We start from the raw sequence: 19,083 nt of genomic DNA on the forward strand, positions 1-19,083 counted from the left end.
TAAGTCTATCCCTTTACTTTTTTGATATGTGACAAGGCCCACTGAAAGACAACAGAATGTGGGTCAGCCAGTGTGTCCACCGCATCAAAATGGGTGGCATTTTCAAGTTTTACAAGTTCGGCTTCCAGCCCTTGGGCTGTAAAATGCTCAACCGCTTTTGCCGATTGCATTTCAAAACCTTCCCCTTCCAATCCGCCATAGGCGCAGAGCACAGGGCAGTGGATATGGCAGGGTTTGCCCATTGGACTGTGGGTCTGTGCCGTGGTGAGGTTGAGGCCCACATTTGTGTTTATGGTGGTTTGAACCAGAGGCGTTAAATCAAACAGACCACTTAAGGAAATCGCGCTTTTGATCACAGTGGGATGAACGGGATGTTCCCCCCTACTCTGCCAGTCGGTTGTCAAAAGTTCACCAACCAAATGCCCCCCAGCGGAATGACCGCTGATATGAATGTTGTGGGGATCAAGACCAAAGCTATCGCCACTCTCCCACGCCCACGTCACGACATTGCGCATCTGTTCAACGATATGGTCCAACGTCACATCGGGGCAGAGATCGTAATTGACGATCAGGACCGCAATGCCATTTTGCACGAACTGTTCGGCAATATAGCTGAAGTCCGCCTTATCCATCGCTTGCCAGTATCCACCATGAATGAAGATGTGTAGGGGCAGCAATGTGCCGTCTTCAACCTCAGTTGGTTTAAACAGGTCCATAGTGCCTTTGGGGGTGTCATCATATCTGATGTCAAACTGTGCGCTGGCATGATCGCGAAAAGCGGCGGAGCGTTGGCTCCATCCTTGAAAAAGATCAAGGAAGTTGGGCACACGATTACGTACATTATAAAGGGTTTCTTGAACCGGATCGATGTCCATCGTCATTCCTTATACCCCTAGATATCTATGTTGCATGTCTTCATTTGCCAGTAAGTCTTCGGATGTTCCCGTCCAGACAATCTGGCCTTTCTCCATAACATAGTGGCGATCTGCAATACGCGCCATGGCCTCCGGGTGTTTATCAATCACCAGAATGGCTTGTCCCGCTTCCTTCAGGTTATGTTCCAGCACATGCCAAATCTCATCCCGGATAATGGGGGCCAGCCCTTCGGTGGCTTCATCCAAAATCATAAAGGACGGGTTGGTCATCAAGGCACGTCCAATCGCCAGCATTTGCTGTTCCCCACCTGATAAGGTGCGGGCATACTGGCTGGCCCGTTCCCCAAGGCGGGGAAACAGGTCGACCACACGTTCAACGGTCCACGGATCTTTGGTGCCTGTATGATTGCTAGCGGTTGCGACCAGATTTTCATAGACGGTCAGGTTTGGGAAGGTTTGTCGTCCTTCCGGCACATAACCGATCCCGGCTTGGGCGATTTTGTACGGCGCCTGTTTCGAGATCTCTTTACCGTTTAGAGTGATCGATCCACGGCTTGCCGGGGTCAGGCCCATCATGGCGCGGGTGGTCGTGGTTTTACCCATACCGTTGCGCCCCATCAGGGTGACAACTTCGCCCGCGTCAATATGTAGATCGACGCCAAACAAAACTTGTGACGGACCATAACAGGCTTCAACGCCTTTTAGTGCAAGTAAGGCCATTACCCTTCCCCCAGATAGGCGGTGCGAACATCTGCGTTGGTGCGGATTTCGTCCGGTGTGCCTGTGACAATACAATGCCCGCGCACAAGCACAGAGATTTTATCGGCAAGCGCAAAGACCACGTCCATATCGTGTTCTACCATTAAGATTGTGATGTTTCCTTTTAAGGGGCGCAGGACTTCCATCATATCGTGACTTTCGGTTTTTCCCATGCCTGCCATGGGTTCATCCAACAGCAGCATCTTTGGCTTTGTCGCCAGTGTCATGGCAAGTTCGATCTGGCGCTGTTGACCATGGGCAAGGTCGGTGACAGGTCTATGGGCCAAATGATCCAGCCCGACTTGTCTTAAGATGTCCATAGCCGGATCAATCAGGCTTTTGTCTTCCCTTGCCTTGCCCCAAAAACGAAAGCTGTGCCCGTCAGTTGCCTGAATGGCAATGGCGACGTTATCCAGCGCCGTAAAGTCAGGGAACAGGCTGGTGATCTGATAGGATCGTTGCAGGCCAAATTGTGCGCGCTTAAAGATGGGCCAGTGCGTCACGTCCTGCCCATCAAATTCGATGGTGCCACGATCGGGCATCAATTCACCACTAAGCTGATTAATTGCGGTGGTCTTGCCTGCCCCGTTGGGACCGATGAGGCCGTGAATGGTGCCTTCCTCGATCTCAAGGCTCAGGTTATCGGTGGCGTGTAGTGCCCCGAAGGATTTGTTCAGGTTTGTGACTTTCAGGATGTTAGCCATCTTTTGCCTCCTTCCCGGCGAGGAAACCGTAAATACCGCGGCGCGCAAACAGCACGACCAGCAATAGGATTGGTCCTAATACGATCATCCAGTGTTCGGTAAAGCCTGACAGGATTTCTTCCAACAGCAACAGGGCAGCGGAGCCAAGGACAGGGCCGATCAAGGTTCCCATCCCGCCCAGCAGGACCATGACGATCAACTCGCCAGATTTGGTCCAATGCATGGTGCCTGGTCCGACAAATTCTGTCAGGTTGGCAAGTAAGCCACCCGCCAGCCCCGCGCCAGCCCCGGCAATGGTAAAGGCAATCAGTTTGTAGCGGATGGTGTTATAACCCAGTGCTTTCAGGCGTTGTTCATTTTGCTTACAGCCGCGCAAGACACCGCCAAAGCGGCTATCTACCAGACGGCGGGCAATGAACCAGAACGCACACAGCAGGCCCAGACAGACAAAGTAAAAGGTCATGCTGTCAGATAGGTCCAGACCGGGAATTTCACTACGGCTCCAGACATTAAGACCATCTTCCCCGCCATAGGTGGGCAAGGCGATGAAGAAGTAGAACATCATTTGCGCAAAAGCGAGTGTGATCATAATAAAATAGACCCCAACCGTGCGCAGGCTCAACAGCCCGATGACCAGCCCCAACAGACCGGATGCAAGGATAGAGGCAGCCAGATGTACAAAGCCGGAGGTCGAGCCTGTCCATTCCCCGGGGAGGAACGGCACGACCGATCCTTCAAAACTATGGTGAGTCAGGATCCCCATGCTGTAGGCACCAATCCCCAAGAACATGGCGTGCCCAAGGCTGACCATGCCGCCGTATCCAAGGATGATATCAAGGCTCATGGCGGCAATGCCGTAAATGACGATACGGGTGGTCAGATCAATCCAGAACGGCTGTCCCGCCCACTGGGCAATAAACGGCAGTGTAAACAGAATAAGGAGCGTAATAAGTTGGACGATACGGACGCGCATGATTAGTTGTCTCCATAGGCCTGAAACAGGCCGTTTGGTTTAAACAGCAGCACAACCGCCATCAAAATATAAATTCCCATGCCGGAGATCGCAGCCCCGATACTGTCTGCGCTTGCGGGCTCTAAAACTTCGCGCAATCCCATGGGGAGGAAGGCGCGCACGTAGGTATCAACCAAGCCAACGAGCAAAGCGCCAACTAGGGCACCACGAATGGACCCTACTCCGCCGACGATGATGACAACAAAGGTCAGGATCAGGATATTTTCACCCATACCGACTTGGATGGCGAGCATAGGGCCAGCCAGTGCCCCTGCCAGACCGGCAAGCATGGCCCCAAGGCCAAAGACAATGGTGTAGAGCCAGTCAATATTGACGCCCAAAGCCCCCACCATCTCACGGTGAGTGGCCCCCGCACGGATCAGCATACCGACCCGTGTGTTCAAGATTAAATGACGCAAACCCAAGGCGACGACAAGCCCGGTTGCAATGATGAACAAGCGATAGGTTGGATAAGGTGTATCGGGCAGCACCTCGATGGTGCCGTTTAAAAAGTCCGGCGGGTTGAGGAACAGAGCTTGCGGTCCCCACAGGATTTTAACCAGTTCGTTAAAAAACAGGATAATACCGAAAGTCGCGAGCACCTGATCAAGGTGTTCGCGATTATAAAGGCGGCGCATGGCAAGGACTTCGATCACCATGCCGGTTGCAGCGCTGGCCCCAAGGGCGCAAGCCAGGCCGATTAAAAAGGAACCGCTGGCTTGGGTGACTGTCGCACAGACATAAGCCCCCACCATATAGAGCGACCCATGAGCAAGGTTCAACAGATGCATAATGCCAAAAACAAGGGTAAGCCCCGCTGCCATCAAAAACAGCATGACACCTTGTTGCAGGCCGTTAAGCGTTTGTTCAAGAAAGAGAAGTGTCGTCATTGTGTCTATATTCTAAAAAAAGATCACCCCGCAACACAGTGGGTCGCGGGGTGATCCATTCATCCTATTGGATTACATTTTGCATTGTGACGCAAAGGCATCTGCATGGTCGGTAAAGACTTTGCCGATTGTTTTGTTGGTGACGCCTGTGTCAGACTTCACAACTTCGCGCACATAGATATCTTGGATCGGGTGGTTGTTGGACCCGAACTTGAAGGCCCCGCGCACGGAGTCAAATTTGGCAGCTTTAATCGCAGCGCGGAAGGCATCCTGGTTAGACAGATCACCTTTGACTTCTGCAATTGCGCTGTCGATCAGCATTGCCGCATCATAACCTTGGGACGCATAAAGCGACGGGTTGCGCTTATATTCTGCACGGAAGGCTTCAACGAAGGCTTTGTTTGCCGCGTTATCAAGATCCCAGCTGTATTGGGAGGAGTTGTAAACCCCAAGGGCCGCTTCCCCAACCGCTTTCAGGATGCCTTCATCAAACGAAAAGGCCGGACCATACAACGGTGTGGTTTTGCTCAAGCCCGCTTGGTTATATTGCTTTACAAAGTTGATGCCCATACCGCCGGGCAAGAAGAAGTAAACCGCATCCGGTTTGGCTGCGCGCAAGTTTGCAATTTCGGCGGCATAATCGACTTGGCCCAGTTTTGTGTAAACTTCGCCGATGACTTCCCCTTTAAAGAAACGTTTAAAGCCAACCAGTGCGTCCTTCCCTGCCGGATAGTTTGGCGCAAGGATGTAGGCTTTTTTAACGCCTTTATCGGTTGCGTATTTGCCCATTGCTTCGTGCAGGTTGTCGTTTTGCCACGCCACGTTGAAGTAGTTTGGGCTACAGGCTTTCCCGGCCAAGGCTGATGGGCCAGCGTTGGTGCTGATATAGATTTTGCCCGCTTTTGTCACGCTTGGGACCACAGCCATGGCAAGGTTGGACCAGACGATCCCCGTCACGATATCCACATTGTCCTGTTTGATCATACGGGTGGCGATTTGTTTAGCGTTGCCGACTTTACGCGCATCATCAATGGTGATGACTTCGGTCTTAACACCACCGAGCATGCCATTTTTCATTTTAACCGCAAGGTCAAAGCCGTCACGAATATCAATCCCCAATGACGCACCGCCACCGGATAAGGTTGTGATCATACCGATTTTAACAGGCTCCTGAGCTGCGTTTGCCACACCCAGTGACAAGCCCGCAGCGGCGCAAATACCCAACACGGAAGGAATGAATTTCATGAAGCGACCCTCTTGCTCTATCCAAAAAAGAAATTTTGGATGAGCTTAATCGTATTTCGTTCGAAAACAAGAAAAACATGGCAAATTATATAGATATATGTTGGCGCTAAACCATATAGACAGCCGTGAGGGATGTCATTTAAGGTCATGGCGTTGCTGAAAAGTTGCATCTACCTTTCTGTTTGAACTTTTTTTTCAAAATGATGCAGGGTAATCTGTTGCTTGGCCGTGATAAGGTATAAGTTTACAGACCTTTAAAAGCAGCAAAACAAAAATACACAAAAGCGGGGATGTAGAATGAGGAAGTGGATGTGCGTGGCGACAGTCTTGTGGGGGATCACCTCGCCGGCTCTGGCTGATGATCGACAGCTTATTGAGGTGCCGGATCAGATAAAGACAATCTTCCTTGAAGAAATGCGCGGGCATTTGGACAATTTGAACGAAATCACGTTGGCAATTTCCGCAGGTGATTTTGATAACGCCGCCTTTGTTGCAGAAACCAAGATGGGGTTTGGGCATTCCCTTGATGTGGTCTTGCGCTCCTATGGTTTGCCGGAGCCGGAAATCGAAAAGCTTGTGACACAGCTTTCTGCGGATAATCCCGGTCTGGATCATATGGGACTGGATCAATTTTTGCCAACAGACGCACAGGCTTTGGCGACAGAGTTTCATAAGGCGGCGCTAAATTTTGCGAAAGTTGCCCGCAGTGTCGAGTTGCCGACCACGGCAGAAGAATATCAAAAAGTTTTTACAGCACTCAGCGAGACGATCGATGTCTGTAGTGCGTGCCATTCCACTTTTAAGGTAGAGTAAAATGCAGGTTAGAAAAAATTCTGAAGTCTTGAAAAGCTATTTGTCCCTTGCTGGAAAAAAGGTTTTGGATGTGGGCAGCGGCGAAGGTCATTTGACCCGCATGATGACCCGCGAAGGTGCCAATGTTATTGGTCTTGAATGTACCCCAAGACAGCTTGAAAGGGCTAAGGCCTACGAGACGGCGGGCGATGAAACGTACGTTGATGCCTTTGGTCAGGATTTACCTTTTGCAGATGAAGAGTTTGATATCGTGGTCATGTTTAACAGCCTGCATCACATTCCGGTTGACGATCAGTTTAAGGCGTTATGTGAAGCCGCGCGGGTCTTGAAGCCGGGCGGTCAGCTCTACATTTCCGAACCAATTGCAGAAGGGATGAACTTTGAACTGTTGAAGCCGGTCGATGATGAAACTTATGTGCGAGCAAGGGCATTGGAAGTCATTAAACGCCATGACGAAGTGGGATTGGTTTGGGTTGAAGAATATGTCTACAATCACCCTGTCCAGCGCAAAAGCTATGAAGAGATGCGCGACAAGATGATTGGTCCGAATCCTGAACGAGAAGCTATTTTCGACGTTAAAGATGACGAGATAAGAGAGGCGTTTGGTCGTCTGGGAACCTTGAAAGAGGATGGCTATACTTACTTTGATCAGCCAACACGGATGAATTTGTTGCAAAAAGCAGGATGAGTGCTTGATCGGACGTGCGATTAATAGGACACTGAACTTTATCTGATAAAGCATAAAGTTGTATGTTCTTTGTAGGGGCGAGATTTCCAGACCTCACTTTTGTAAAATAAAACAATCGCTTACCGAAATGTTTAAAATATGCGCCTGACGACAACACATAAGATCATTGCCTCTATTTTACTGCCCATTATCGTGTTTGCGGGTGGGCTGTTCCTGCGCTATGAGACCTTTTGGGAAGAGTTGCATCAGAGTGAGCAAAATCGTCTGAATCTGGTTTATACCACGATTGAAAATGCGTTGGAGGCGGTAGCAAAAGATGTTGAGTTTGTCAGTCAAAACCCCAGCTTGATCATTTATGCCCGTACGCAGGATGAAGAACGCCGTAAAGAGTTTGAGAAATTTCTGCTGGGTTTGTCCGGTGCAAAGAAGAACTATCAGCAGCTCCGATATATTGATGAAAATGGCATTGAAAGGGTTCGGGTCGATAATAACCGCAGCCCTTTCACTGTCCCTCAGGCCAGCTTACAGGATAAAAGCGATCGCTACTATGTGCGGGAAACCCAAGGTTTGCGCCAAAACGAGATTTTCGTCTCAAAGCTGGATTTGAATATTGAAAATGGTGAGGTGGAAACGCCCTATAAGCCAATGATCCGCTTCGTGTCACCTGTCTATGTTGATGGTCAGCAAAAAGGTGTCTTTGTCGTAAATTATTATGCGCAGGAATTTTTGGCGCGTATGGGGACTATTTTAGGCAATGGGATTCAAGGGTATATCCTGAATGCGTCCGGCTATTGGCTGTTGGGGCCGAAGTATGATCTGGAATGGAGTTTTATGTTCGGCAAAGAACATAAGTTCCAGGAATTATTTGATGAAGAATGGGCGTTACTGAAAGAAGGTGAAACCTATTTTTCCACCAATCATGGTCTTTTCCATGCCCGGCATTATTTCCCCTCCTCACTGCGTCTGAAAGAAACACCGAATAGCTTTTCCGGCATATATATCGTATCGCGTGCCATACCAACGGTTTGGGCTGGGTTGGAATTTAAAGAACATGCGCTGGAACTGATCGCTTTTGCCTTGGTGATTGTTGTGATCGGTGTGGCGGCTCGCAAGGTTATTTTGCTGCAAAATGCGGCGGTTGATCGCGAACAATACATTCAGCGCGAACTTGAAGAAGAGTTGGAAGCTGCAGAGTTAAAAAATACGGCCATCGTGGATATTTCCCGTCAAGGGATTTTAACCTGTTCGGGGGATGGCACGATTTTGGATGCGAACCCGGCCGCGTGCAAAATGATGCGCTATGGCTATACCGGATTGATTGGGCTGAACTTTTATCAGTACGTCAAGGCGGGTGAATTTGGGGATAGCGTAAGTCACAGACGTTTGGATGTGAAAAACCCCCTGCCCCTTGATGTCTTGGTTAAGCGGGCGGACAATTCTTATTTTCCGGCAGAGGTGACGGTGACGGAAACACCAGATAGCCGGCTGGAAAGTAATTTTATCGTCTTTATGCACGATATCAGCAGCCAGAAAGCCTATGAAGAAGGCTTACGCAAGATGGCTCACTATGACACTCTGACCGACTTGCCGAACAGACATATGTTGAAAGAATGTCTGGATGAATTGCGCTATGAGGCAAAGGCGAAAATGAAAAACTTCGCCCTTATTCTGTTGGGGCTGGACGAGTTCCATATGGTCAATGACACGTTGGGCCACCAGATCGGGGATGAAGTGTTGAAGTCAGTGGCCCGAAGGTTGCAGATGATTTTCCCGAAAGCGCGTATTGTCGCGCGTTTGGCAGGCGATGAGTTTGTGATTGCGCTGGATATCCTCAAGGAAAAAGACGCGCTTGTGGCGTGTGAAAAAGTGATTGAAGACTTTAGCCATTCGCTTGTTGTCAATGAGCATGAAATACATATCTCCATGAGCTTGGGAGTGGCCTATGTCTTTTCCGGTCAGGAGGTGTCGCAAGATATCCTGTTGCATGCGGATAGTGCCATGCATGTGGCAAAAGGCTGCCCACAGAATTCTTTTGCGGTCTATTCTGATAAAATGGGGGCGGAAAATGAACGTCTTCATGACCTGCAAAACCGTTTGCCCTACGCGCTGGGGAAAGGAGAGTTTACTGTTTTTTATCAGCCGCTTGTGGATGCAAAAACTCAAAAGACCGTCGGGGCGGAAGCCTTGCTGCGCTGGACAAATGGGGAATTAGGTTTTGTCAGTCCCGCCGAGTTTATTCCGGTTGCAGAAAAAAATGGTAATATCGTTGAGATTGGCGACTGGGTACTTGATGAAGCTTGCCAGTTTGCCTTGGAAATGCAGGAAACGATCCCTGACTTTTTTGTCGCGATCAACGTGTCCCCTATCCAATTTATGGCCCAAGACATGGCGCAAGTGGTTGCCAGGAAGCTAGAAACTTATCATCTATCTCCAAAGGCATTGGAAATCGAATTGACCGAGGGGATTTTGGTGCAGGACCCTGAAGGGGCGCGTAAGGCCTTAAAAGATATGTCAGACCTTGGCGTCAGCGTATCGATTGATGATTTTGGGACAGGATATTCCAGCTTGAGTTATCTGAGCCAGTATCCGTTTAAGACCTTAAAGATCGATCGCAGCTTTATTATGGGGATACCGCACGATAAACCCTCAAGAGGTTTGTCAGCGGCGATCCTGTCGATGGCGAAGGAACTGAACCTGCAAGTCATTGCAGAAGGGACAGAAACCAAAGAACAGGTCGATTGGCTCGCGGCGTCCGGGGCGCATATTCTGCAAGGGTATTATTTTGATAAACCTATGCCGAAAGAACAATTTAAAGTGCGCTACTTTGATGAGGGGCTCGAAGAGGCGGCGAACAAATCTAGTTCCTGATCTGTGACGGGGAGACGCCGTAGACCCTTTTAAAAGCCGTGGCAAAGTTTGACGGGCTGGTGTAGCCCGCTTTAAACGCGGCTTGTGCAATGGTTAGCCCGTCATGGATCATGGCTTCTTTTGCCGTTTCCAAACGACGTTCGCGCAGATAATCCATGACCGTCATATGGTAGGACTGTTTAAAAGTGCGTTGCATGGTGTTGATTGCCATGCCGACACCACGCGCGATGGTTTTTAGGTCCAGTGGACTGGCAATGTTATTCTCGATATAGCTGCGGATCAATTGGGCCTTATCGACAGTTTGTGCCATTTCCGGCTTGAGTGTTGATGTTTGAAGAGTGAGAAAAGCCTCCCCCAACAGGTCAAGAGCTTTGCTTTCATTCTTCATTTTTTCAAGGAAGGGAGAGGCCGTAGAGGGTTGCAACAGTTGTTCTGCCAACGAAAGTGCCCGTTTGCTTGGTTGCCATTTCTGGATATTGACCGGATGTTCCGTTAAGGAGCGAAGGAAGCAACAAAGCTCATCCTCCGGGTTTGCTTGTACTTCTTGCAACAACCAATCACGATCAATACGGATATTTACTTTTCTGACATGGCTGGCCTTGCGGATGCTGCGCGTCCACAGCATAGGTTCATTCATTGCCCAGATATATCCTGTCGGTCCATTTGTTCCATCCAGACAATAAGGTTGCCCCCCGATCGTCCCTTCGGCTTTGCCTTGTAAAATCAGGGAACAGGTGATCGCAGGATTTATGATGGCCTTGGCTTCGTGGTTTTTGACTTCGATGATGTCGGTGGCGTGAATACGCAAATTCGCATGACAGTCCTGATTATTCATCCGTCCTTTCAGGATTGGATCATCGTGAAGCGGGCCATCAGGAAAGTTGGTGAGTGATAGGGCATGTCCGGCCATATCCGTTAAGGTGCGCGCCGAAATGGCTTCCCGGTAGACCACCGCCTTTTTGTTACGGGATTGGCTGTCTGATTGGTGGGACATGGTGGGCCTTTTATAATTTGTGAGAATGATTTGCATTTTCTGCAAACATATCTGGTGTTTTCGCAAACACATCCTGACTCGCGTCCTAGAATTGAGCTTGATATTAACAATCATTCTTAACTTGTCAAAGATTTTTAGTTCGAGGACACCAATGTCTCACGGTTTATTCTGCCCCAGTTTTTCCGGGCAAAACTTTAAAACGGGCTTAATGGTCGGCGCTGCTTTTGTGGTAATGGCGACGGCTGCTCAAGCTCAGGATGCACAGCAACAGACGGATCAAACCATTGTGTTTGCACCGATTTCAATTGATGCGAAAGCAGATGTGATTACCGGGGGTGTACAGATCGAGCAGGAAGATTTGGATCGCGCCAATCCGGAAACCATGCGCGATGTTTTCCGTCAGGAACCGGCGGTTACCGTCAGTTCCCCTATCGGTATCTCTCAGCAAATCCATGTCAACGGCGTGGAAGATACAAACCTTGCCGTTGATATTGATGGTGCCCGTCAGGCAAATAAAACCTATCACCATATCGGCACCACGATTATGGACCCGGGCATGTTGAAAGCCGTCAAGGTGGAAACGGGTGTTGCCCCAGCGGATGCTGGCCCTAACGCGCTTGCCGGGACGATCTCTTTGGAAATGAAAGACGGTCGTGACTTTGTGGCACCGGGGGACAACTTCGGTGGCTTTGGTAAAATCAGCTTTAATTCCAACACCGATGGTTTTACGGAAGAAGCGGCGGTTGCGGGACGCATGGGCGGTTTGGACATTATGGCCTACGGGATGACTTCTGATGGTCATGCCTATGAAGATGGCGATGGCAATACGGTTGAAGGGTCTGACCCGGCTGCAGATAACCTGTTGTTCAAGGTTGGATACACCGCAGACAATGGCTATCGCGTTAAGTTTGCAGCTCAGCATTTTGATGACCTTGCCGTGCGCCCTCCCCGTCCTGATTTTGATTTCTCAGGCGGCAATCCTGCACCGACGGAATATCGTCGTCAAAACTATACCCTGTCCTTTGGGGATGAGACACCGACAGAAATGTGGGACCCAAAGCTTAGGCTTGCCTACACCAATACCCGTCTGGACATGACCACGACCATGAACCGTTTTAACGCGGTTGCACATGTCGAAGCGGATATCCAAACGTTAAACGGCAAAGCGTCCAACACCTTTACGACAGATGTCGGGAAGATCACGACGGGTCTGGATTTCTACAACGATGTCGGTAAAGGCGGTCGTAGCGGCTATAAGGGGACGGAAAAAGCGTCCAACGTTGGCGCGTTTGTTCAAGCGCGTACCTCTTGGACGGATGATTTGCGTACATCCGTTGGGACACGTTATGACTTCAGTCGTCTTGAAGGTCATGACAATTCTAAAAACACTGCAAACGGTGCGAGCGTCAATGCGAACATCGAATATGATATCACAAACCAGTTTATGGGCTATGCGGGCGCAGGCTCTACATTTGGTGGCTTCCAGTTGGGTGAGATTGGTCTGGCAAGAAGTGCCAATACCTATGACGGGATGGAAGCGTCACGGTCGACAAACTATAAAGTCGGTCTTGTCTATGAATATGACAAAATCACCATCGATGGGAACACGTACTGGACACAGATTAACGATGCGTTGTTGCTGAACAAATCGAACCGGGCTGACAACGCGACCATTCATTCGCGTGGGTTTAACATCTCCGGTTCTTATAAGTATGGCAACGGCTTTGTTCGCGCCGGTTTTGCCGCCAACAACACACGGATTAACAGCCAGTATCTGGACGGACGCTCTGCCGACTATCTGGGGCAGGATATGGGGAAATCCTTCAATCTTGAAGTTGCCCACACCATCGACCCTTATGGTTTGACTTTGGGGACAACGAACCAGTTGATGTTGCCGGATGAAAGTCAGAAAGGGATCACGGTTTCCGGTTTGGATGGCTATTTTGTCTCCAACATTTATGCGGAATGGTATCCGGAAATGTTGGAAGGTTTGAACCTGCGACTGGATGTGAAAAACCTGTTTGACCATATGTATTCTGATCGCTCCAACGTTGGGATTAACTCAGAGTCAGCCGCAACCGGGACGATTGCCTCGTTTTATGAACCTGGACGATCCTTCATCCTGTCAGCCAGATATGATTTTTAAAGGGAGGCGCATAGGGCATACCTAAGTGTCTGACGAAATGGGTGGTTTTTTTGGGCCGCCCATTTCGTGCGTTTAATATGATGATAAGATTATTTGTTTTAACAGTCGCACTGTTTACGGCTTTTGCTTTTGATGCAGACGCCAAAGAAGAAATTACATTGACCGATTTGTCTGGCCGTGAAGTCACGCTTCAGGTGCCGGTCGATCACTTGATTTTGGGTGAGGGGCGTTACCTCCCTACCCTTGGCATTTTTGATCGCGATGATCCGGCCAAACGGGTTGTGGGCATGATGGGGGAATTTGAAAAATATGATCCCGCCAGCTATCAGCAGTATGTGGAAGCCTATCCTCATATCGCGGATATTTCGCGGATTGGCAGTGCGGGGGAAGCTTCCTTCAGTATGGAGAAGGCATTTTCAGTTAAGCCGCAACTTGCCCTGTTTGGTCTTGGCAGCGGGCATGGCCCGAACGATAAAAGCAAGACCGTGATTGCACAAATGGAAGCGGCAGGCATCCCTGTCGTGATTTTGGATTTCCGTATTGATCCGCTGAAAAATACGCCTAAGAGCCTTGAAATTTTGGGGAAAGTCTTGGGTGAGGAAAAGCAGGCAGAAGAGTTTGTATCTTTTTATCGCACCCATCTGGATGAAGTGCATCGCCGCTTGGAAAATGTGCAAGACCGTCCGTCTGTCTTTATGGAAAGTCATGTGGGGATGATGCCGCAGTGCTGCCGTGCCTTTGGTCAGCAGATGATGGGGCGCTTTATTGAATGGGCGGGCGGTGTCAACGCCTTTGGCGATATGATCCCGGGCACCGTCGGTCAGGTTAATGTGGAACATTTGATCGTCAATCAGCCGGATGTCTATATTGGCTCCGCCATCGGATCGTCAGCAACCATAGAAAAATTCCCAAGCTATATTGCATTGGGGGCAAGTACGAGCGAAGCCCAAGCCCAGATGACCCTTGGCAATGCGTTAAACAGAACGGGACTGGTCCAGTTAAAGGCGGTCAAGGACGGTCATGCACATGCCATCTGGCATCATTTTTACAACACGCCCATGAACTTGGTTGCGGTGGAAGTGATCGCAAAATGGTTGCACCCTTCCCTGTTTAAAGACATTGATCCGACAGAGACCCTCAAAACCTATTTCGATCGATTTCAGGCTGTGCCGTTGAATGGCATTTACTGGACGACGATCCAGCAAAAAGGGGCAAGCTGATGTCAGCAAAGACAACGCTTGCAGCAGATTACCGACGCCTTATGCTCCATCGGATGATTTGGCTGGGGCTGATGTTCTGTGTCTTGGTCTTTATCGTGATGCTGAATGTGTCGATTGGGCCTGCAAAACTCAGTTTTGGGCAAATCGTCACAGGTGTTTTTAACTCGTCTTCTTTAACGGATAATGAAAACCTGATCTTATGGCAATTGCGCCTTCCCTACGCTTTGATGGCAGTTTGTGTCGGGGCTTGCCTTGGCTTGGCTGGGGCGGAAATGCAGACGGTGTTGAACAACCCGTTGGCAAGTCCGACCACTTTGGGGGTTATGCACGCAGCGACGTTTGGCGCATCTTTGGCGATTGTCTTTAAGTTTATTCCTTTTGGCTTGCCGGAAAATTACGTTGTGCCCTTTTGTGCCTTTACGGGGGCAATTGGGGCGGTGCTGTTTATCCAGTATTTCTCCAAACGCTTTGGGGCCACAGTTGATACGGTCATTTTGGTCGGGATCGCCATGTTCTTTGCCCTTGAAGCAATGATCTCCCTTATTCAGTTTGTGGCGGATAGTGACAGCTTGCAGCAGATGGTCTTTTGGACCATGGGCAGCCTTGCCCGTGCAACGTGGGAAAAGGTCGGCATTGTCTTTTTAGTTTTTGCCATTTGCTTGCCCTTCTCCATCCGGCAGGTCTGGAAGATGACAGCCCTGCGTGGTGGGGAGGAATATGCCAAAAGCTTTGGTGTGTCCGTTGAGCGATTGCGCCTGATTGTCCTGTTTCGCGTCAGTGTCATGACAGCCGTTGCGGTTGCTTTTACCGGTGTCATTGGCTTTGTCGGTCTGGTCGGCCCACATATCTCACGTCTTGCCTTTGGGGAAGATCATCGCTTTTACTTGCCGGGCGCGGCGCTCGCCGGGGCCTTTATTTTGGCAGGCGCATCGATCCTCAGTAAAACCATTGTGCCCGGTATTTTGATCCCGGATGGGATTGTAACGGCCCTGATCGGTATTCCTCTGTTCCTCGGTCTGTTGATCAACCAAAAACGGAGGGGGAAATGAGCGTGCTACATATTCAGGACATGACCCTGTCTTACGGGGCGAAAACCGTGTTGTCCGATATTGATCTCCCAGAAATTCAAGGCGGCACAATGGTGGGTGTCCTTGGGCCGAACGGGGTTGGTAAATCCACCTTTATGCGAGCCTTGGCAGGTGTCGGGGATTACAGCGGGCGCGTCTTTCTGGATGGTGAAAATGTCGAGGAAATGACCTACCTGCAACGCTCCGGCCTGATCGGATACTTGCCGCAAACTTTGCCACAAGGCACCAGTCTGGTGGCTTATGAAGCGGTTTTAAGTGCCTGTCGCGCTGTGCGTCCCGATTTATCGGCATCCGTTGTGGAAGACATGGTCGAGGAAGTTTTTGATGTCCTTGGGATCCGTCATTTAGCGTTTCATGCCTTAAGCAAGCTATCAGGCGGACAGCGTCAAATGGTTGGTCTGGCTCAAGTGATCGTGCGTAAACCCAGTTTACTTCTGTTGGATGAACCGACAAGCGCGCTTGATCTGCGTTGGCAGCTTGGCGTGTTTGATGTGGTGAAGTCACTGGTGAAGCAGCGCAATGGCATTTGTCTGATGCCGATCCACGATATCAATTTGGCTTTACGCCACTGTGATCAGATTTTGTTGTTTTCCCGTGGCGGAATCCTTGCCTATGGCCCACCAGAAGCGGCCATGACCGAAGAAAATCTGCGGATTGCTTACCGTGTCGAAGGACGGGTGGAAACCTGTTCCCAAGGCAAACCCTACGTAATTGCTGAAACAGCGCTGCCCTTTAGCGAATAGAAAGGAAGAAAAAATGCCTTCAACACATATCACTATTGCAACTGCGAATGCGAATAAGTATCTTAAGCAACTCTGTAAGCACTTTGGACACAAGGTGGATGTCGAGTTTGATGATGAAAACGGTTTTGCAGCGTTGCCGCCGGGGCCTTGCACCATGCGGGCAACTGCACAGGAACTGTACATTCATTGTCAGGCGCACGACCCGGAAAAGCTGCCGATGAGCCAGTCGATTATTGAGACCCATTTGGTCAAATTCGCCTGGCGTGAAGAAATTGACTTTGATTGGCAAGACTGTCCGGATGTTAAAAACGAAGAAGGAGCCTAAGATGCTAGAGCCAACACCTAGTGCATTTGATCAGTTGCTGAATATGATGGAGGCGGGTGGACCCGTCGTTTATTTATTGGTAGCGCTGTCTGTCGTGGTGCTAACTGTTACTTTTGTAAAAACTATTCAGTTTTTCTCTGCCGGTGTTTTTCGCAACAGAATTGCAAGACAGGCTGTCGAGAAATTCAGAATGGGCCGCTCTCAAGAAGCCCTGAGCATTTCCAGCAATTGCAACAGCATTCGTTGTCAGGTGGTGGCAAAATCTATTCGTGGGCAATTAAACACCCATACCTCCAAACAAACGGCACGCGAAGAAGTCCTGCGCGAAGCCACAGATCAGTTGGAACATCTGGGCGGGCATTTGCGTATTCTGGAACTGATCGCGTCGCTTGCCCCCTTGTTAGGGTTGTTTGGGACGGTTCTGGGGATGATTGATGCCTTCCAGCAACTTGAAAATTCAGGCAATCAGGTGGATCCAAGCATTCTGTCAGGTGGTATTTGGCTGGCGTTGTTGACAACGGCAGTTGGTTTGGCGGTGGCGATGCCGACCGTTGCGATCAATAGCTTTTTTGAACGCCGCCTTGAGCGACTGACGCACGATCTGGATAACCTGATCGCACAGGTGTTCGTCGATGATTTTGACCAGATACCCGTGCAGGTGCATGATGCAAACGCTCAGCAATATTCGTAAGACAAAGCGCAGACGGATCCCGATTAGCCTCACCCCCTTGATCGATGTGGTGTTTATTCTGCTTGTCTTTTTTATGCTGGCATCCAGTTTTCAAAAAACACGCACCATTGAAATGGTGGCTCCGTCGCAGAGTAAATCCAAATCCACGTCAAGTGATGAACGCCCCATGACCGTTTTGATTACAGGGGCCGATCAGTATGAGGTCGAGGGGCGAGATTATACATTAGAGGCGTTGAACACCGTCTTGGATGAAAACCGTCATCGCCTGATTTTACTGAAAGTTGGACCCGCTGCGCAAATGCAGGACGTTGTCTATGCTATGGATTTAACGGCCACCCTTTCTTTGCCGAAAATATCTCTCCTCCCGTTTGAGGAGGGAAAGTAGACGTGATCAAAAGTTTAAAACAACGCAATAGCCGCCCGCAAAAAAACAGTGAAGAACATATTTTGCCCTTGATCAACGTGGTCTTTCTTCTGTTGATCTTTTTCATGATTGCCGGTCGCTTAACCACGTCTGATCCGTTTAAAATCGATCCGTCGTCTTCCCTTAGCAGCACGCAGGAAGAGAGCGAAATTGCGGTCATTCATATGGGCACGCAGGGTGAACTCGCTTTCCAAAATGAACCGATGGATCAGGGCACGCTTAAAGATAAAGTGCGCGGCTACTTGACGGATCATCCCGATCATATTTTGCGTTTGAAAGTCGATGGGACATACGCAGCCGGTGCTGTGTTGAAACTGATGACGGACTTGCGCGAAGTTGGGGTCGAAAAACTGTCCCTCGTGACCCAGTTGGAGGCCCCGTGATGCAGTCTCGTCTTAGTCATTGGGTGGTTGCCGGTGCAGCCGCGCTTGTTGTGCATGGTGCGCTGGGGTATGCGCTCTTTTATTCACCACGTCCCACGCAAGGCGCGCGGGCTGAAGGTGTGGGGGGGCTGGAAATCTCCATTTCTATGGTTGCGGCTGCTGTTGGCAGTGAAGCACAGGAAGAAGTCGTTGCTGAAGAACCTGTGACGGAACCGGAACCGATTGAGGAACCGTCCGTAGAAGAACAACCGGAACCCGAGCCTGAGCCTGTTCAGGAACCGGAGCAAGAACCAGAACCCGTTCAAGAACCAGAGCCGGACGCCCTCCCCCTGCCCGAGCCGGAAGTAAAACCGGAACCGGTAAAGCCGAAACAGAAGGTGCCGGAAATTACGCCGCCTAAGAAGCCGGAAGTTCAGAAAAAACCACAACCGAAACCAAAGCCGGTGGTTCAAAAGCAGCCGCAGCCACCCAAACAGGTTGTCGAGAAAAAGAAAATTGAAGGCAATAAAAGCCAAGGGGCAACGCAATCGGTTTTAAACGCAAACCGTTCGGACACCACCAATCAACAAGGTGGCGGACAGTATGTCGGGGAAGTGACACCGGACTATGTGACGACCCTGCGGCGTAGGCTGGAACAGCATAAAACCTATCCCCGTCGAGCCAAAAGGCGGCGACAGGAAGGCGTAGTGGTCATAGAGTTTACTGTGACCCGAGAGGGACAGGTGACGGAATTTAAAGTGCGTCAAGGCTCAGGTCACGATTTGCTGGATGAAGAGACAATCGCCATGTTGAAACGGGCGCAACCTCTGCCCGCTTTTCCGAAAGATATGGAGGGAGAGTTTTTAAAGATTGCCCTTCCCATACATTTTTCAATCCGTTGATTTTGAAAAGAAAAAAGGCCTTACGCGTTATACGTAAGGCCCCAGATTGCTGACAAAGGTCTCGCCTTGGCGAGGCCTTTGTGATTCAATGAGGAATGCTTAAAAAACGCGGTCCTCAACAAACGGAACTTGAGATGGTCAGTCTGGATAGTCTGGTTCCGTCCAACCATCTTTTGCGCAAAATTGATGCGCATATTGATTTCAGTTTCATTCACGACAAAGTGGCGCCTTTATATTGCGCCGATAATGGTCGACCTCCGCTTGATCCGACTATGTTGTTTAAGGCTTTACTGGTCGGTTATCTCTTTGGCATTCGCTCCGAGCGTCAGTTGGT

Annotated in this window: 20 protein-coding genes; 13 read left to right on the plus strand and 7 right to left on the minus strand. The window is 49.8% G+C overall.

Going from position 1 to position 19,083, the window contains the following annotated elements; translation table 11 throughout:
- Window positions 1-5: 5 nt before the first annotated feature.
- The 6 genes from Q397_RS21305 to Q397_RS0105900 form a co-directional block, all read right to left on the minus strand.
- Window positions 6-881, minus strand: a complete 876-nt coding sequence (locus Q397_RS21305) for an alpha/beta hydrolase (RefSeq protein WP_084148954.1) — start codon at window positions 879-881, stop codon at window positions 6-8.
- A 3-nt stretch (window positions 882-884) separates the two neighbouring features.
- Complete coding sequence (locus Q397_RS0105880; RefSeq protein WP_028878613.1) at window positions 885-1,595, minus strand: ABC transporter ATP-binding protein; 711 nt, start codon at window positions 1,593-1,595, stop codon at window positions 885-887.
- Window positions 1,595-2,338, minus strand: coding sequence for an ABC transporter ATP-binding protein (locus Q397_RS0105885; RefSeq protein WP_028878614.1), 744 nt, complete (start codon window positions 2,336-2,338; stop codon window positions 1,595-1,597). Before Q397_RS0105885 ends, Q397_RS0105880 begins: the two co-directional genes overlap by 1 nt.
- The gene (locus Q397_RS0105890) at window positions 2,331-3,311 is read right to left on the minus strand and encodes a branched-chain amino acid ABC transporter permease (protein ID WP_038012913.1); all 981 of its coding nucleotides are present in this window, start codon (window positions 3,309-3,311) and stop codon (window positions 2,331-2,333) included. Before Q397_RS0105890 ends, Q397_RS0105885 begins: the two co-directional genes overlap by 8 nt.
- Before the next feature lie 2 nt (window positions 3,312-3,313).
- On the minus strand, window positions 3,314-4,240 hold the full coding sequence (locus tag Q397_RS0105895; RefSeq protein ID WP_028878616.1) for a branched-chain amino acid ABC transporter permease: 927 nt from the start codon (window positions 4,238-4,240) through the stop codon (window positions 3,314-3,316).
- 72 nt (window positions 4,241-4,312) lie between these two features.
- Window positions 4,313-5,485, minus strand: a complete 1,173-nt coding sequence (locus Q397_RS0105900; RefSeq protein ID WP_028878617.1) for an ABC transporter substrate-binding protein — start codon at window positions 5,483-5,485, stop codon at window positions 4,313-4,315.
- 297 nt (window positions 5,486-5,782) lie between these two features.
- On the opposite strand from Q397_RS0105900, the gene Q397_RS0105905 reads away from it, so the two are divergent.
- The 3 genes from Q397_RS0105905 (at window position 5,783) to Q397_RS23900 (ending at window position 9,854) form a co-directional block, all read left to right on the plus strand.
- Window positions 5,783-6,298, plus strand: a complete 516-nt coding sequence (locus Q397_RS0105905; protein WP_156950642.1) for a hypothetical protein — start codon at window positions 5,783-5,785, stop codon at window positions 6,296-6,298.
- Window position 6,299: 1 nt separating this feature from the next.
- Entirely contained in the window at window positions 6,300-6,986 is a 687-nt protein-coding gene (locus Q397_RS21310; protein ID WP_038012914.1) for a class I SAM-dependent methyltransferase, read from the plus strand.
- 138 nt (window positions 6,987-7,124) lie between these two features.
- Window positions 7,125-9,854, plus strand: coding sequence for a bifunctional diguanylate cyclase/phosphodiesterase (locus tag Q397_RS23900; RefSeq protein WP_051609757.1), 2,730 nt, complete (start codon window positions 7,125-7,127; stop codon window positions 9,852-9,854).
- On the opposite strand, the gene Q397_RS0105920 is transcribed toward Q397_RS23900, so the two are convergent.
- Window positions 9,844-10,848 (minus strand): helix-turn-helix domain-containing protein, encoded by a 1,005-nt coding sequence (locus Q397_RS0105920; protein WP_028878619.1) that lies wholly within the window; start codon window positions 10,846-10,848, stop codon window positions 9,844-9,846. The two genes, Q397_RS23900 and Q397_RS0105920, sit on opposite strands and share 11 nt — an antisense overlap.
- A 151-nt stretch (window positions 10,849-10,999) precedes the next feature.
- Here Q397_RS0105920 and Q397_RS21320 point away from each other — a divergent pair, with 151 nt between their 5' ends.
- The 10 genes from Q397_RS21320 to Q397_RS0105970 form a co-directional block, all read left to right on the plus strand.
- Window positions 11,000-12,994 carry a TonB-dependent receptor domain-containing protein gene (locus Q397_RS21320; protein WP_051609758.1) on the plus strand — a complete coding sequence of 665 codons (1,995 nt, stop codon included), beginning with the start codon at window positions 11,000-11,002 and terminating at the stop codon, window positions 12,992-12,994.
- Window positions 12,995-13,071: 77 nt separating this feature from the next.
- Complete coding sequence (locus tag Q397_RS0105930) at window positions 13,072-14,214, plus strand: TroA family protein (RefSeq protein ID WP_028878620.1); 1,143 nt, start codon at window positions 13,072-13,074, stop codon at window positions 14,212-14,214.
- The gene (locus Q397_RS0105935) at window positions 14,214-15,263 is read left to right on the plus strand and encodes a FecCD family ABC transporter permease (protein WP_028878621.1); all 1,050 of its coding nucleotides are present in this window, start codon (window positions 14,214-14,216) and stop codon (window positions 15,261-15,263) included. Before Q397_RS0105930 ends, Q397_RS0105935 begins: the two co-directional genes overlap by 1 nt.
- Entirely contained in the window at window positions 15,260-16,045 is a 786-nt protein-coding gene (locus Q397_RS0105940) for an ABC transporter ATP-binding protein (RefSeq protein ID WP_028878622.1), read from the plus strand. Before Q397_RS0105935 ends, Q397_RS0105940 begins: the two co-directional genes overlap by 4 nt.
- A gap of 13 nt (window positions 16,046-16,058) precedes the next feature.
- The gene (locus Q397_RS0105945) at window positions 16,059-16,370 is read left to right on the plus strand and encodes a DUF2218 domain-containing protein (protein WP_028878623.1); all 312 of its coding nucleotides are present in this window, start codon (window positions 16,059-16,061) and stop codon (window positions 16,368-16,370) included.
- A 1-nt stretch (window position 16,371) separates the two neighbouring features.
- Window positions 16,372-17,061 (plus strand): MotA/TolQ/ExbB proton channel family protein, encoded by a 690-nt coding sequence (locus Q397_RS21325; protein WP_051609760.1) that lies wholly within the window; start codon window positions 16,372-16,374, stop codon window positions 17,059-17,061.
- Complete coding sequence (locus Q397_RS23905) at window positions 17,033-17,446, plus strand: ExbD/TolR family protein (RefSeq protein ID WP_084148957.1); 414 nt, start codon at window positions 17,033-17,035, stop codon at window positions 17,444-17,446. The genes Q397_RS21325 and Q397_RS23905 overlap by 29 nt, the downstream gene beginning before the upstream one ends.
- A gap of 2 nt (window positions 17,447-17,448) precedes the next feature.
- A complete protein-coding gene (locus tag Q397_RS0105960; protein WP_051609762.1) occupies window positions 17,449-17,868 on the plus strand; it encodes an ExbD/TolR family protein in 420 nt (139 codons plus the stop codon).
- On the plus strand, window positions 17,868-18,749 hold the full coding sequence (locus Q397_RS0105965) for an energy transducer TonB (protein WP_051609763.1): 882 nt from the start codon (window positions 17,868-17,870) through the stop codon (window positions 18,747-18,749). The genes Q397_RS0105960 and Q397_RS0105965 overlap by 1 nt, the downstream gene beginning before the upstream one ends.
- A 95-nt stretch (window positions 18,750-18,844) precedes the next feature.
- Window positions 18,845-19,083, plus strand: a 239-nt coding sequence (locus tag Q397_RS0105970; protein WP_028878626.1) for a transposase, incomplete at its 3' end; no start/stop codon positions are given.

This window comes from Terasakiella pusilla DSM 6293 (genome assembly GCF_000688235.1).
In the GTDB taxonomy this organism is placed as follows: Bacteria; Pseudomonadota; Alphaproteobacteria; order Rhodospirillales; family Terasakiellaceae; genus Terasakiella; species Terasakiella pusilla.